The sequence below is a fragment of the Vannielia sp. genome, from assembly GCF_029212645.1.
GTDB lineage: Bacteria > Pseudomonadota > Alphaproteobacteria > Rhodobacterales > Rhodobacteraceae > Vannielia.
In genome coordinates this window covers 1-15437 of the sequence record NZ_JARGND010000054.1, presented here as the reverse complement: position 1 = coordinate 15437, position 15437 = coordinate 1, and the positions used below count along the sequence as shown (strand labels likewise).

Below are 15437 nucleotides of genomic sequence, written 5' to 3'. Positions count from 1 at the left end.
CCCCAGACCCATCCGCTTTCACACGCGCTTTCACGTTATAATCAATCACCCGTTTGATAGGCACAAGCACCTTCATACTGCGATCTCCTTGATTTCTTTATGGTGTTTCGACCATTAACGGTCCTTGAATTCGGGCTTTCGCTTTTCCGAGAACGCTTTCATGGCCTCGGGAAAATCATGGGCGCACAACAGAACGCTTTGGGAATCGCGCTCAATGTCCAGCGCTTCCAGATAGCTGCACTCCGCCGTGGCGCGCATCACCCGCTTTGCGACCTCTACGCCATACATAGGATGCTGGGCAATTTCGCGGGCGATCTCGAGCGCGCGGTCCTCGACCTGTGCGGCGGGAACGCATTCTTCCACAACGTTCAGCTCTCTGGCGCTGCGCCCGTCGATCTCACGGCCTGTGAGCACGAGCATCCGCGCAATCCCGGCACCGGCGCGCTGCTGAAGAAGCCAGCTCGACCCGGTGTCAGGACAGCCACCGACCCGCGCAAAAACCTCGCACAGCCGGGCATCTTCGGCCGCCACAACAACATCAGCAGACAGCGCAAGGCTGAGCCCTGCACCGAAAGCGACCCCGCAGACAGCGGAAATCAGCGGTTTGCGGAAGAGGTAGGCTGCCCGCCCGCCATCGTGAACCTTCTCGACCATCTCGGCGGTGGCCCTGGCCCCTTTTGCGATTTCGCTCTGAAACCCGACGAGATCGCCGCCACTGCTGAAGTGCTCGCCCCCGGTCATAACCACGGCCCGGATCGTATCGTCCCGATCGGCCTCATCCAGCCGCGCCACCAGCTCCTCTACGAACGCCGTGCTGTAGGGGTTGCGCTTTTCGGGCAGCAGGAAGCGCAATATGCCGACGGGGCCTTGCCTGTCCAAGCGAATAAGTGCGGGCATTGCGATCTCCTCAGGTTCCGGTCCAGACCGGGCTACGCTTTTCGGCGAAGGCCTTGGGGCCTTCAATCGCGTCATTGCTGGCATAGACGATTTCGTGCTGGCGCTTGCTTTCTTCCAGACCGCCTGCGCAGCCGAGATCCATGGTTGCGCGCACACCGCCCTTTGCCGCGATCACCGACAACGGCGCGCCACTGGCGATCCGCGTCGCCAATTCGTGGGCCCGTGCGCGCACGGCATCAGGTGTGTCTTCAAGATAGTTGGTGAACCCGAAATCATGCAGGCGCTCGATCTCCATCAGATCGCCGGTGAGGACAATCTCCATAAGGATCGGTTGCGGCAGCATCGACAGCGCCGGGGCTGCCCAGGGCGATCCGCGCCCGATCTTCACCTCGGTGATACCGGCCTTGGTGCCCTTGAGTCCGACCCGCAGATCGCAGTTCAGCGTCAGCATCATGCCGCCCGCCATCAGGGACCCGGTCATCGCCGCGATGATCGGCTTCTTGCAGTCGCGCATGACCTCGTGAAACGGATCGCGCATCTTGGTCAGGATATCTATGCCTTCGTCCCGCGCGATCTGGGTAGCTTCCTTGAGATCCAGCCCGGCACAGAACACCCCGCAGTCAGCAGAGGTCAAGATGGCCACTCGAACGCTGTCATCCGCCTCGATCTTTTCCCAGGCGTCCGTCAGCCCATTGGTTGCGGCAACGGACAGCGCGTTCTTGCGCTCAGGTCGGTTGATGCAAACGGTCGCGATGCCGTCTTCAATCGTCACTTCGATAGGGCTCATGGTTCATGCCTCGTCTGGATCGGAAATATTGCGGATTGAGTTCTTTAAGGTCTTCCCCGCGACCCGAAAGCCGCGGGGAAAAATCATGTTTATTCGACGATGAACTTCTCAGAGCTTTCCTTGATCACGCCCCAAACAACGTCGAGGTACTCGGCGCTCCAGTCGGTCAGCGGAACCCAGGTTTCGCCGTCCCACTGTTCAACGCGGGTCTTGCCGCCACCACCGTGATCTTCGGATGTCACGGTCACAGGGGCCATCAGGCCATTGGCATCGTATCCCGAAAGCCCCTCATAGGCCGTCTTCATGGCTTCCGGAGTCAGCGGCCAACCGTTTTCCTGGATCGCCATGCGCGCGGCTTCAAACCCGGCGGAATAGATCGCCATACCAGTGTTGTAGTACACGTCATGCACCAGGCTCTCGGGGCCGGAGCCCTTGCCATTGGCATAGTAGGTTTCCAGCATCGTTTTCACGATTGGGACGTCCTGGCCGCCGGCCACGTTGGTCCCGCGAAGAATGCCTTTTGCCTCTTCCGCGCCGATGTTGACGATATCAACCTCGTTCAGCCAGTTCGATGTCAGGTAGCGGTCAATCGGGAAGCGGTTACGACGCATTTCCTTGGAAGCAACCACGTGGCCACCGGCCAGCAGCCAGCTGATCACATAGTCAGGCTTGTCGCGGCGGATCTTGCTCCATGCGCTGGACTGGTCCGACCCGGGAAGGGCGACAGGATACAGCTCCAGCTCGAAACCCTCTTTCTCGGACAGGGTCTTCAGAATTTCGATCGGCTCCTGACCGAAAGGATAGTCGAGGTAGATGAAACCGATCTTGCCGCTGCTCAGATCGCCGCCGAGCTGGTCCTTGATGAAGGAAACCGCGTTGGCAGCCTGCTGCCAGTAGGTCGGGCCAACAGGGAAAACCCATTCAAACACTTCGCCATCCACCGCGTCGCCGCGGCCAACGAAGGATTGCATCAGGATGTTGCCATCCTTCATCGCGCGCGGAAGAGCCGCGTTTGAAACCGGCGTGGACAGGAAGTTGAAAATAAACACCCCATCCCGCTTGAGTTGCTCGTAGCATTCCACGCCGCGCTGGGGTTCGTTGCCGTGGTCGCGAACGATGATCTCGACCGGATGTCCTTCGATGCCGCCGTTTTCGTTGGTGTACATCGCGAGGTCTTGCGCGGCCTGAGCGATTTGGGGCGTCACGAAGGTGTATGACTTGCTGAGGTCAAAGCAGAGGCCGAAGCGGATCGGCTCCTCGTCCTGCGCGGATGCCATTGTCGCGCTGGTCGCCAATGCCGCGGTGAGAGCCACCGCCTTTAGGTGTTGTTTGAATTTCATCTTTGTTTCTCCCGTTTATAAGGTGTGGGGCGGCTTTATCGTTGTTTGGGCGTGCATCCGTCGCCCCCTGGACACCGACCCTTTTGTTAACATTTTGTTATTGCTGGTACTTCGACGAACTTTCCTTGACCACATCCCAAACGACATCGCTGTATTCCGCGATCCAGTCGGTTTGCGGCACCCAGGTTTCGCCGTCCCACATCTCGATGCGGGTCTTGCCGCCGCCGCCGTGATCCTCTGCTGTCACCGTAATCGGTGCCATCAGCCCGTTGGCGTCATAGTCTTCCAGCGTCTCCAGAGCCGCCTTGTAAGAGTCGGCCGTGATCGGAAGGCCATCGGTCTCTGCCGCTCTGCGCGCCGCCTCGAACACGATCGAATACATCGCCAGCCCGGTGTTGTAGAAAACGTCCTCTGTTTTCCCCAACGGGCCGGAGCCTTCGCCCTTGTCGTAGAGCTCGGCCAGGATCTCCTGGCGCAGAGCCACATCCGGACCGCCCACCACATTGGTGCCGCGCTTCAGACCGATCGCCGCCTCGTTACCGATATTGGCGATATCGACCTCGTTGAGCCAGTTGACCGAGATGTACTTGTCCATCGGGATCCGATTTCGCTGCATCTCTTTGGAGGCCACCACATGCGCCCCGCCCAGCATCCAGACGATCAGATGATCGGGCTTGTCGCGGCGCACCTTGGACCACACACCAGCCTGATCGCTGCCGGGCAGCGGCACCGGATAGAGATCAAGTTGAAAGCCCTCTTTCTCGGACAGGGTTTCGAGAATTTCGATCGGCTCCTGGCCGAAGGGATAATCGAAATAGACAAAGCCAACCTTCACGTCGGACATATCGCCATCATGCAGCTGCTTGATATAGGCAACATCGTTGGCGGCCTGGCCCCAATAGGTTGGTCCTATCGGATAAACCCAGTCAAAAACCGTGCCATCCACCGCATCGCCACGGCCAACGAGCGATTGCATCAGGATGCGCCCGTCTTCCATTGCCCGCGGCAGGATCGCCAGGGACACCGGCGTGGACAGGGTATCAAAAACAAAGACCCCCTCGCGGCTGAGCTTGGAATAGCATTCGATCCCGCGCTGCGGTTCGTTGCCGTGATCACGAACGATGACCTCCACCGGCTCGCCGCCGATCCCACCCTTCATGTTCACCAGCTTGGCCAGATCCATCGCGGCCTGCGAAACCTGTGGCGTGGCAAAAGTATATGCCTTGCTAAGGTCGTAACAGACCCCCACTTTGAATGGCTCGGCCAGAGCCTGCGTGCCGGTAACGAGACCGCCCATCATCGTAAATGCGGCCAACGCCTTGGTAAGTCGTTTCATCTTTTCCTCCCTGAACAACGCCTGTTTGGACCCTCAACTCAGCCAACGTTTGCGCCGGCTATAGTGTTTGACGTTATGGAAATCCGTGCCTTCGCCACCTCCTAGATAGAATTCCTGAATGTCTGAGTTGGATTTGAGGGCTTCGGCGGTGCCGTTCATGACGACGCGGCCGTTTTCGATCAGATATCCTTCTGAAACGATTTCCAGCGCGGCCAAAGCGTTCTGCTCCACCAGAAGAACCGACATACCCTCTTCCTGGTTGATCTTTTGAAGGATGCCGAAGATCTCGGCCACCAGGAATGGCGCAAGCCCAAGGCTTGGCTCATCGAGCATCAGCAGGCTCGGCTGGGTCACCAGCGCGCGGCCGATGGCCAGCATCTGTTGCTCACCCCCCGACAGATAACCCGCGAGCGAATTGCGCCGCTCGGCAAGCCGGGGAAAATAGTTGTATATCTTCTCCTTTTCCGCATTCAGAACCGAACGGGACATGCCCTTCGGGGCGGCGGCTGTCAGGTTTTCGTCCGGGGTGAGATGTTCAAAGACACGTCGCCCTTCGATGACGTGACAAATCCCCATCTCCACCCGGTTCTGGGCAAGCATCCCGGTGATGTCGGTGCCCTCGAACTTGATTTCACCCCGGCTGACGCGGCCGCGCTCGGCTTTCAACAAGCCGCTGATCGCTTTCAGCGTGGTGCTTTTCCCGGCTCCGTTCGATCCCAGAAGCGCGATCATCTCGCCCTTTGGGACCTGAACCGAAACACCCTTGATCGCCATCATCACGTTGTCATACAGCACCTCGACGCTGTTCATTGACAAAATGGGCTGGACTTCGACCTTTTCTTGCATCGGCATTCCTCTTTACTTTCTGAGCTGATCGAAGGGCCAGACCATCAGATAGTCCCTGATGTTGCCGTAGAGCTTACCCAGCCCCAGCGGTTCGATCAGAAGAACAATGACGATCAGCGCGCCATAGACCGCGTTCGGGATATGGGCGAGGGTTTCAACATTGATCTGCATGCCAAGCGCCTCGCTGCCTCCGGCGACAATTCCGTTCACCAGACCCGGCACAAGCAAGATCAAGGCAACGCCGAAATAGGATCCGATAATGCTGCCAAGACCGCCAACAATCACCATCGCAAGTACCTGGATCGAAACGTTCACCGAGAACTGCTCAGGCGCAGCCAGGAAGAAGAACGTTGCAACAAGCAGCGCACCGCTGACGCCCGCGATAAAGGACGAGGTCGCGAAGGCCAGAATCTTGTAGTAGAAACTGTTCACACCAAGGATGGCGGCGGCAAAGTCTTTTTCCCGCACGGCCACAAGGGCACGCCCCAGCCCGGTGCGTTTCAGGTTCAGCATGAAGATTGTCACCAACACACACCAGCCAAAGGCAACGTAGTAATAGCCGGTGTCAGAGGTGATATCCTGGCCAAGCAGCGCCAGTGTTGGCGATTGAAGCGATGCGTGCGAGCCGCCCGAAATCGCTGGCGAGTGGGTCAGCACCCAGTCCATCACGAATTGCATCGCGAGGGTGGTGAGCGCCAGATAGAGGCCCTTCACCCGCAGCGCGGCAAAGGCGAACAAGCTGCCGATCACCGACGAGGCCAGCCCACCGATGATCAGGGCAAACTCCCAAGGCACCCCGAACCGCGCGGCGTGGATCGCGGAGTAGGCGCCAACGGCCATAACCGCGGCATAACCCAGGTGAAGCTGGCCGGCCCAACCCGTTACCAGGTTCAGCCCAAGCGCTGCTGCCGTCCAGATCAGCCAGGGCAGCATGTAGCTGTTTAGGTAGAGCGACGGCATGATGAATGGCGCCGCAAGCCCGATCAGGAAGATAAACGCCGTCAGGTTCCGGTCAGCAGGCACCTTGAAGATGCGGCTGTCAGAAACGTAGTTGGCGTGGTGAACACCGGAAAGTCTATAAAACATTCCTTATACCCTTTCGATGTCGTGACGACCAAACAGCCCGTGCGGACGGATCATGACCGTAAGAATGAGGACGGCAGCGACGATAAGCTCACGGCTTCCGCCCCCGACAAGTGGATCAAGGAAGTCGGAGCCCACGTTTTCGATGATTCCCAGAATAATCCCGGCGACCACTGCCCCCAGAATACTGTCCAGACCACCCAGAACGGCGACCGTCAGACCCTTGAGAAGCAACAGCGACAACGCTTGGTCAACACCCTGGATTTCACCCCAGATGACCCCAGCGGCCACGGCGACGACCGACGCCAGCGCCCAGGACAACCCGACGCCGCGTTCAACCGAAATCCCAACCGACCAGGACGCCATGTAATCATCGGCAATCGCCCGCAATTTGATGCCACTCCGGCTGCGGAAAAAGATCATGAAGGCGACAAAGAGACCAATCGCCACCCCGGCACCGACCAGATGGATCCGGCTGATGAAGATATCGCCGAGGAACAGCGGTTCATAGCTGACCCCCAGGTCCATCGACCGTGACGTACCGCCCCAGATTGCAAGAGTTACGCCCCGCAGGAAAATGTCGAGGCCCAGCGTCAGCATCAGGATCATGACGACCGGGCGGCCTGCAAGACGGCGCAGCGCAACGCGCTCGATGCCAAAACCCAAGGCGAACATGAAGACCGCGCCAAGCGGGATAGCCAGCCACAGCGGCAGGCCCACATCACTCGCCAGCGCTACGACCACATACGCGCCAACCATTGTCAGCCCGCCCTGTGCCAGATTGGGCACAGAAGAAGCCTTGTAAATCAGCACGAGGCCGATGGCGAAAAGCGAATACAGAAGACCCGTCAAGGCACCGTTGATCGCAAGCTCTGCTAGAAAGACCAAGTCCATTTATACCTCCCTGATGGGAAGACTTTTTTCGACCTTCCCTACTTCCCCGGTTTCGTAAGTCACCTGCGCGCTTACATGAACCTCTTTTGAACCGTCGTAGAGCGCCGCGATGACATCGTCATAGCGTTCCTGAACGACTTTACGACGCAGTTTTCGGGTCCGCGTGATCTCACCGTCATCCGGGTCGAATTCCTTGGGCAGGCTGACAAAGCGTTGCAGACGCAACGGCTCGGTGACAACCTTGTTCACCCGCTGGAATGCCTCGTGCAGCAGTGTCGAGACTTCGTCCCGCTGCGACAGATCGGCATAAGACACGTATGGCACACCGTTCACTTCGGCCCAGTGACCCACCGCTTCGAAATCCACGCAGACCATTGCCGTCAGCTCATCCAGACCGGCGCCAAGAACTGCCGCATCCTTGATGTACGGGCTGAACTTCAGGCGGTTCTCGATATAGTTCGGAACGTAGCGTTCGCCCCCGGCCGTATACATGACCTCGGAGACACGCCCCAGAACCACGAGATGCCCGTTTTCCTCAAGATAACCGGCGTCGCCAGTCCGCAGCCACCCGTCTTCGAGGGCTTCGGCGCTTTCTTCCGGCTTGTTGTAATAGCCGGCAAAAACGCTGTCCGAGCGCAACAGAATCTCGCCGCTGTCGTCGATCTTGACATCAACACCCGGCGCGGGTGTGCCAACAGTGTGCAGGCGCACTTCGTTCGGGGCCTGCATCGCACTGATCGCGCTGATCTCGGTCTGCCCGTAGAACTGGCGCAGCTTGATCCCGAGGGCGCGGTAAAAGACAAAGGTATCTTCGCCAATCGCCTCGCCGCCGGTGAAGGCATTTTTCAGGCGGCTCATCCCGAACTGGTCCTTGATCGGACCAAAAACGAGCGCCTCGCCCAACAGCCTGCCCAAAGGCTCCAACATGCCGCCGGTCTCGCCGTTCAGCTTGCGGGTTTCGGCTGCCGTGGCCCGGTCCATGAAGAAATGGTACAGCCACTTCTTCAAGCGGGTGGAATCCTCCATCCCGACCTGGATCGTCGTCAACATCTGGTCCCAGCTTCTGGGAGCCGCCAGATAGAAGGTCGGTGCGATTTCGCGCATGTCCCGCACAACCGTTTCCTGCCGCTCCGGCACGTTCACGGTGAACCGGTACATCAGCGCCGCTGCAACCGTGATGGCATAATCCCCGACCCAGGCCATAGGCAGATAGGCAAGGATTTCTTCCTCTTCCTCGTAGGCTCCGGCTGCATGGCCATTTCTGGCTGCGGCCAGAACATTCTTCTGGCTCAGAACAATGCCTTTCGGCTTGCCGGTTGTTCCTGACGAATGCATGAAGATCGCCGGATCGTCGGGCTTCGCTCTGTGCAGAAGCTCCTTGCGGCGGTCCGGGTCCTCGTTGAGATCGTGCTTGCCAACCTCAATCAGATGATCCCAGGACATCAGACCATCGTCTTCATAAAATCCAAGACCGCGCGTTTCATCGTAGATGACATGTTCGATGCCGCTCGCGCCCGCATCACGCACTTCAAGGATCTTGTCGACCTGCTCCTGATCTTCCGCGATCGCCGCAACGATTTCGGCTTCCCCAAGGAAATGCTGAAGCTCTTCAAGCGTCGCGCCCGGATAGGCCGGCATCGCGTAGGCCCCAAGCAGCGAAATCGCCAGCATGCCCTGGTATAGCCGCGCCCGGTTATCGCCCAGGATGAGCACAGCCTTGCCCCGCTTTACACCGATTTTCTCAAGACCGGCCGCGCAGGCCAGGATCTCTTCAACGTAATCGGACCAGGTGCTCTCTTTCCAGATTCCGCGCTCTTTCTCGCGCATCGCGATACTCGATCCGTGGCTTGACGCATTGCGCGCCAGCAAAGTCCCGATCGTCTCACTGGCGGCATTTTGCAATGTTACCCCTTCAGCCATGCGACCCTCCAACATATGCCTCGATGACCCTTGGGTCCTTTACAACTTCTCTCGGGATGCCACTGGCGATCATTTCGCCATAGTTCAGCGCCAGCATCCGGTCGCAAATGCCGATGATCACATCCATATGGTGCTCGATCAGCAGGACGCTGACACCGCGTTCGGCCCGCGCGTCCAGAATGAAGCGGGACATGTACCCTTTCTCTTCCTGGTTCATGCCTGCCATCGGCTCGTCAAGGATCAGCATTTCCGGCTCTGCGACCAGCGCGCGCGCAAGCTCAACCCGCTTTTTCAGCCCGATCGGAAGACCGTCCACCAGCTCGTGGCGGATGCTCTCAAGCTGTAGAAACTCGATCACCTCCTCAACGATTTTACGGTTTTCGATCTCTTCGCGCTGTGCCGCCCACCAATAAAGCGCCGTGCGGATGACGCCCGGGTTCATGTGGATGTGGCGCCCGAGCAGGATGTTATCCAGAACGCTCATCCCGTTGAACAGGGCCAGGTTCTGGAACGTCCGGGCAACCCCGAGCTTTGCAACCTTGTGAGGCGCTGTGCCCGTGATGTCCCTGCCCGCCAGCCGGACAGTCCCTTCATTTGGCGGGTAAAACCCGGTGATCGCGTTGGTCAGCGTTGTCTTGCCGCTGCCGTTTGGCCCCACGAGGCCAAAGATCTCTTGCGGTTGAATGACAAGATCAACGCCGGTGACAGCAACAATGCCGCCAAACCGCCGCTCAATCCCCCTGCACTCCAGTATTGCACCGTCACCGTCGCCGGTTTCTGTTTTTCTATTCGTCGTCATCTGAATCCTGTTTCCCCCCCTTAGGTTCGTCGCTGGTGTCAGGAAATGCGAAAATAATCCGGTCGCCCTGTTGGCCAGGGATCGCCCCACATCTGTTGCCCACCGTCTATGTTCAGAACTTCGCCGGTTACAAATTTCCCCGAGTTGGCCGCCATGTAAACAACGCCTTCCGCGACATCCCATTCATCCCCAGCGTGCCGCATGGGGTTGGAGTCCTGAAAGGTGGCCGAGCCCTCCTCCGGATAGTTCCCGAACCCGTTGCTTTCGCAACAGCCCGGTGCCACGCAATTCACGCGGATCTCATTGGGTGCCCATTCCACGGCCACCGATTTGGACAGGTATATCACCCCTGCCCGAGCCGCACAGGTATGCGCGATGCCGGGCATCCCGCGCCAAATGTCGGCCACGATATTTACAATCGAGCCCGGCTGCTTGTTCTCAACCCAATGGCGCGCTGTGGATTGCATCATCCACCAGGTGCCGTTGAGATTGGTATCAATGACGGCATTCCAGCCCTTTGGGGTAAAATCCAGCGCGGCCTGTGGAAATTGGCCGCCCGCATTGTTCACCAAAACGTCAATCGAACCGAATTCCTGGTTTACCCGGCCAACAAATTCCTCAACCTGCTCCGGGTCCCGGATGGTCATCGGCATGGCAAAGGTCTTGGCCCCGAGACTTTCAAGAAATTCCTTGGCCGAAGCCAGCTTTTCCTCGTTGCGCCCATTGATCGCAAGATTGGCGCCAAGCCTGGCGAAAAGGGCCGCAATTGCCAGCCCCAAGCCGCCGCCTGAGCCGGTTACAACAACGGTCTTGCCTGCGAACAAATCGCGTGCATAAACGGTCGAGCGTGCTTTCAGGTCCTCTCTCGAAGATCCAAACTGCGCCTCACTCATGACGCCTCCTCCCTATTGCCCCATTCGGGGTTATTAACGCAATCTAACGGCCGTTAGAAAATTAATCAAGCATGTTTGACTGCGTTTTTTGAGCGTCACGCTCACCCGGTAAAGCTCTGAAACCCCATAGCTTTATCGGCCACGCGCGACAAGAGCATCTGCTCGGCTGTCGGGTCGATTCGGCTCAATAGCGCATCTCTTGCCGGCCTCTCGCCGTGACATTCCGCGCCATATCCGAATCCGCAAAAAGCAATCTGCGCCGCTTTGGCCGTCTTGATGGCGGCATCCGCATCCAGATGCTTGGCTGCCTTCCCTCTGCGCCTCCAGTCTCCTCCCTTTGTGCGCGGTGTTCACCGGGTCAAATCCTTGACGTCAGCGGGCCGTCTTGTCCATTGTCTTTCTGTACAAGTCCTTCATTTTTGGGTGACTTTGCCAAGGTTGAATGCGGGTTGCGCCAGCAATACCCCTGCTGGCATTTTTCCACCGCTCCACAGGCCCCGTTCCGCAGCGGTCAGCGGGTCGGCGCGGCGCGGCCACCACTGCGGGACTGCCTGATAAGTGCCGTCCTGCCGTTCGGCCAAACCCAACCACCAAAACCCCTGTGTTTGCCGCAGCACACAAAGGTGCCTGTCACCTTCTGCACCTCCCTCAACCCTGCAATTCTGCGGGTTGCCCTTTGAGTTCCAGAATGCGGTCGCCAAGGCGGTCGGCTTCGGCGCGGTCGTGGGTCACGAACAGGGTCGCGGGGCGGCGCTCGGCGATCAGCGCTTCGGTGAGGGCGAGCATTTGCTCGGCTGTTTCCCCGTCGAGCGACACGAAAGGCTCGTCCATGATCAGGAACGCCGGGCGCCCGGCAAAGGCGCGGGCCAGGGCGAGGCGGCGCTGTTGGCCAAGCGAAAGCTGGCCGGGGAACACATCCGCCTTGCCCGCCAGCCCCACCCGCTCCAGCCCCGCAAGGGCGGCGTCATGGCTCAGGCCGGGGTTGGGCAGCAGGATATTGTCAAGCGCGTGGCGCCACGGCAGCAACGTGGGTTCCTGAAACACAAAGGCCAGCGCTTCGGGGCGCTGCACGTTGCCTTCAAAGCGGGTATCGATGCCCGCCACGATCCGCAGCAGCGTGGATTTACCCACGCCAGACGGCCCCACCAGCGCCACCGCCTCGCCCTCGCCAATATCAAACCGGATGCGCCCCAGCACCGGTGTATCGCCGAAGCGTTTTTCACGGATGTCGATCGAGATCACGCCGTTCTCCACCGCCGCACCCGCCGTTCCCAGGGCTGGAGCAGCGCCCATTCCACCAGCAACATCACGATGACGAACGAGAGCGCGTAAACCAGCACCATCCGTACATCGAACAGTTGAAAATAGAGGTGTATCTTGAAGCCAATCCCGGAGGAGCGGCCAAGGAACTCTACCACCAGCACGATCTTCCAGATCACCGCCACGCCCCCCCGCGCCGCCCCGGTGATATAGGGCGCAAGCTGCGGCAGGGTCACATGCCGCAACCGCGCCCGCCAGCTCATCCGGTGAACACGGGCCATGGCCTCAAGCTCAGGGTCAAGGGCGCGGGCCCCTTCGCGGATCACGGTGGTCACATTGGGGATCTTGTTGAGCGTCACCGCAATGATCGCGGCGGTTTCGTTGAGGCCGATCCACAGGTAGCACAGCACGATCAGCACCAGCGCAGGCAGGTTGAGGAAGATCACCAACCACGGATCGAGCCAATCGTTCAGCCGCTCCGAGCGGCCCATCGCGAGGCCCAGCGCAAAGCCCACGCCCATCGCCAGCGCAAAGGCCCAGACCACCCGCACCAGCGTGGCCCCCAGATTGCGCAGCAACTCACCCGAGGCGAACTCCTGCGCAAATGGCGCGATCAGTGACCATGGCTGCGGCAGGATCTGCGCATCATCTGTCAGCAACGCGGCGACAACCCAAAGCGCCAGAAGCCCCGCGATTGAAAGCACGGGCGCAGGGCGAAGCCACCTCATCGCCCAGCCGCCCTTCCCCGCGCCCGGCCTGCGCGGTCAAGCGCGGGCCAGGCCGTGGTGGGGAGGGAGGGGATTGGCGGCAAGGGGGTCACTTTACATCGGCAAACAGGCCATCGGGCAGGGTGGAGGCCTTGCCCACAAGCTCGGCGCCGCCAAGATCGTTCATCAGGGTCAGCATGGCCTGCACCCCGCCCGGATCAACCGCGCCGCGCGCCGGAATCCCGGCCAGCCAATCGGCCTTGAGCTGAGCAAATTGCGCATCGGTCCTGGCGCGCATCATCGGGCGGATCGCCTCCCAGGCGGCATCATCGCTGGCCAGCATATCCTTGGCCTCGCGGCTGGCCTCATAGAAGGCCTGCGCCAGATCGGGGTGCTCCGCCAAAAAGCTGTCCTTCAGGTAGTAGCCCAGCAACGGCGTGTCGGGGTTGAGGCCCAGCGCCTTGCCCGCCTCGGCCACCGAGATCACCTCAACCATGCCAGCGGCTTTCATCTTGGCCAGAAAGTGCCAAAAGTTGATCGCCCCCTGAAACTCCCCCCCGGCCGCGGATTTGAAGATCAGCGGCGGTGCGCCAAACACCTGCTCGGTCTCGGCCTTGAGGTCCATGCCGTATTCCTGCTGCGCATAGGCGCGCAAGATCAGCCATGATTTATCAAGCGGGCCACCGGCAATGCCGATCTTGCCGCCCGCAAGGTCCTTGAGGCTACTCACACCGCTATCGGCCCTGGTCACCAGCCCGCCAACCGCCTTGGAATAGGGGATGAACACATAGTCCTTCCCCGCCGCCCGCTGGCGGGCAACCCAGATCCAATCGGCCACCGCCATATCGGCCTCGCCGCCCTCTACCGCCACGCGGGTTGCGCCATTGTCTGCATAGCCCTGAATGGCGAGCTTGAAGCCGTGCTTCTCGTCCAGCCCGTTCCGGGTGATGGTGGCCATCTCCCAGTTGACGGTGCCGATTTCAAGCGTGGCGACCCGGATCGTTGGCAGGTCTTGCGCCATGGCCGGGCCGGTGGAGAAAAGCGCCAATGCCGCCGCGCAGGCAGCCGTTGCGAGTGATATGAAGTTCATGGGTATCCTCCCCGAAGCCGGTGTTGGCGCCTGGCTGGCAATGCCCGCCGACCACGCGCTATTTGATGGTGATCTTCATCTGCTGGGTCTCGCCGGTGGAGCCGGGAATGCGCAGGCTGTGAGTGCCGGGCTTGATCGCCACAAACGAAAGCTCCGCCGTGCCCGCCTCATCAAATTCGATCGAGTCGATCGCCATGGGGCGGATTTCGATATCGTCGATCACGATCTCATTCATCCAGATCGAGCGGAAAAATTCGGCCCCCGTGACGGCCAGTTCGGCAGAGCCATCGGCGGTGATGACAAGCGTATAATAAGCCCCCGATTCCAGCGTTACATCTTCGCCCAGCGGCACACCTGCGGCCAATGTCAGCGCAATATCGTCCCCCCGGTTGCATGAGGCGAGCAAACCCGCAAAGCCCAGATCTTCACAGAGCGGAGCCGCCGCAAGCGGGGCGGAGACGGCAGCGCCCAGCACGGCAGCCGCCATAAATGGCGTTTTGAACTTGGTCACAATGTTCCTCCCATCGGTCTTTCCTTTAACCTGCCACCAGCCTCACGGCAGAAGGCGGCTGCGACAACCGCTACTTTCGTGCGGTTGCCACGGGCCTGCCGATGCCCTCACATTTCAGCCGAGGCTGGCGATCAGCGGGCTAAACCTTGCGCCGCATCATCCCGCGCGCCGGGTCATAGCCCCAAACCGCCAGCGCACTCAGCCCCACCGCCACCCCCAACACCCAGGCAAAGGCGCTTGGGTTGAAGCCGAGGTAGAGCAGGAAGCGGATCATCTCGACGACCTGGGTGAAGGGGTTGTAGGCGCAGATCCAGTAAAGCAATTCCGAGCTTTCGCGCATTTTCCACAGCGGGTAGAGCGCCGAAGAGAGGAAGAACATCGGGAAGATCACAAAGTTCATCACCCCGGCAAAATTTTCCAACTGGCGCACAAAGCTTGAAAGCACCAGCCCCAGCGCCCCCAGCATGATCCCGCCCAAGATCAGCCCCGGCAGCACCGCCACATAGCCCCAGCCCGGCATCGTGATGCCAAAGAGCGCGGCTATGGCGAGGAACGCGTAAACCTGTAGCACCGAGATCGCGCTTGATCCGATGAGCCGGCAAAACAGCAGCCACCAGCGCGGCAGCGGGCTGGTCAACAACAGGCGCATCGAGCCCATTTCACGGTCATAAACCAGCGAAAGCGAGCTTTGCATCCCGTTGAACAACAGGATCATCGCGCAGAGGCCGGGGACGATATAGGTCTCGTAGGTGATATAGGTCTGGTAGGGCGGGATGATCGAAACGCCCAGCGCCGCGCGAAAGCCCGCCGCAAAGATCAGCAGCCACACCAGCGGGCGCACCAGTGCCGAAAGGAAACGCTCGCGTTGATGCACAAAGCGCAAAAATTCGCGGCCCACAATGGCCCTGAGGGCGCCGAGCCATGCGCTCATGCCGTGGCACCCGTTTGGGCAAGAAACCAGTCAGACAGCCCGGCATCACCCCGGATCTCGCCGCAGCGCCCATTGGCAAGGATCTCGCCCTGATGCAGCACCAGCAGGTGATCGCTGTCGCGCACCTCGTCGGTCAGGTGGGT

At 59.9% G+C, this 15437-nt stretch carries 15 protein-coding genes; all 15 read right to left on the bottom strand.

Translation table 11 applies throughout. From position 1 onward, the window contains the following. Positions 1 to 114 precede the first annotated feature (114 nt). On the bottom strand, positions 115 to 897 hold the full coding sequence (locus P1U55_RS13935) for an enoyl-CoA hydratase-related protein (protein ID WP_301048226.1): 783 nt from the start codon (positions 895 to 897) through the stop codon (positions 115 to 117). A gap of 10 nt (positions 898 to 907) precedes the next feature. After that, positions 908 to 1684 carry an enoyl-CoA hydratase-related protein gene (locus P1U55_RS13930; RefSeq protein WP_301048225.1) on the bottom strand — a complete coding sequence of 259 codons (777 nt, stop codon included), beginning with the start codon at positions 1682 to 1684 and terminating at the stop codon, positions 908 to 910. 89 nt (positions 1685 to 1773) lie between these two features. Beyond that, complete coding sequence (locus tag P1U55_RS13925) at positions 1774 to 3024, bottom strand: ABC transporter substrate-binding protein (RefSeq protein WP_301048224.1); 1251 nt, start codon at positions 3022 to 3024, stop codon at positions 1774 to 1776. 97 nt (positions 3025 to 3121) lie between these two features. Beyond that, on the bottom strand, positions 3122 to 4360 hold the full coding sequence (locus P1U55_RS13920) for an ABC transporter substrate-binding protein (RefSeq protein WP_366943062.1): 1239 nt from the start codon (positions 4358 to 4360) through the stop codon (positions 3122 to 3124). A gap of 33 nt (positions 4361 to 4393) precedes the next feature. Next, complete coding sequence (locus P1U55_RS13915; protein ID WP_301048223.1) at positions 4394 to 5206, bottom strand: ABC transporter ATP-binding protein; 813 nt, start codon at positions 5204 to 5206, stop codon at positions 4394 to 4396. A 12-nt stretch (positions 5207 to 5218) separates the two neighbouring features. Next, entirely contained in the window at positions 5219 to 6292 is a 1074-nt protein-coding gene (locus P1U55_RS13910; protein WP_301048222.1) for a branched-chain amino acid ABC transporter permease, read from the bottom strand. 3 nt (positions 6293 to 6295) lie between these two features. Continuing rightward, on the bottom strand, positions 6296 to 7183 hold the full coding sequence (locus P1U55_RS13905) for a branched-chain amino acid ABC transporter permease (protein WP_301048221.1): 888 nt from the start codon (positions 7181 to 7183) through the stop codon (positions 6296 to 6298). Continuing rightward, positions 7184 to 9103, bottom strand: coding sequence for an AMP-binding protein (locus P1U55_RS13900; RefSeq protein ID WP_301048220.1), 1920 nt, complete (start codon positions 9101 to 9103; stop codon positions 7184 to 7186). It abuts the gene before it with no gap. After that, complete coding sequence (locus P1U55_RS13895; RefSeq protein ID WP_301048219.1) at positions 9096 to 9902, bottom strand: ABC transporter ATP-binding protein; 807 nt, start codon at positions 9900 to 9902, stop codon at positions 9096 to 9098. The genes P1U55_RS13900 and P1U55_RS13895 overlap by 8 nt, the downstream gene beginning before the upstream one ends. A 38-nt stretch (positions 9903 to 9940) precedes the next feature. After that, positions 9941 to 10795: an SDR family oxidoreductase gene (locus tag P1U55_RS13890; protein ID WP_301048218.1), complete on the bottom strand. Its 855-nt coding sequence runs from the start codon at positions 10793 to 10795 to the stop codon at positions 9941 to 9943. A gap of 648 nt (positions 10796 to 11443) precedes the next feature. Beyond that, positions 11444 to 12037, bottom strand: coding sequence for an ABC transporter ATP-binding protein (locus P1U55_RS13885; protein WP_301048217.1), 594 nt, complete (start codon positions 12035 to 12037; stop codon positions 11444 to 11446). After that, complete coding sequence (locus tag P1U55_RS13880) at positions 12034 to 12783, bottom strand: ABC transporter permease (protein ID WP_301048216.1); 750 nt, start codon at positions 12781 to 12783, stop codon at positions 12034 to 12036. Before P1U55_RS13880 ends, P1U55_RS13885 begins: the two co-directional genes overlap by 4 nt. Before the next feature lie 88 nt (positions 12784 to 12871). Continuing rightward, complete coding sequence (locus tag P1U55_RS13875) at positions 12872 to 13783, bottom strand: ABC transporter substrate-binding protein (protein WP_301048228.1); 912 nt, start codon at positions 13781 to 13783, stop codon at positions 12872 to 12874. 127 nt (positions 13784 to 13910) lie between these two features. Next, on the bottom strand, positions 13911 to 14339 hold the full coding sequence (locus tag P1U55_RS13870) for a hypothetical protein (RefSeq protein ID WP_301048227.1): 429 nt from the start codon (positions 14337 to 14339) through the stop codon (positions 13911 to 13913). 163 nt (positions 14340 to 14502) lie between these two features. Further along, positions 14503 to 15294, bottom strand: coding sequence for an ABC transporter permease (locus P1U55_RS13865; protein ID WP_301048215.1), 792 nt, complete (start codon positions 15292 to 15294; stop codon positions 14503 to 14505). Positions 15295 to 15437 lie beyond the last annotated feature (143 nt).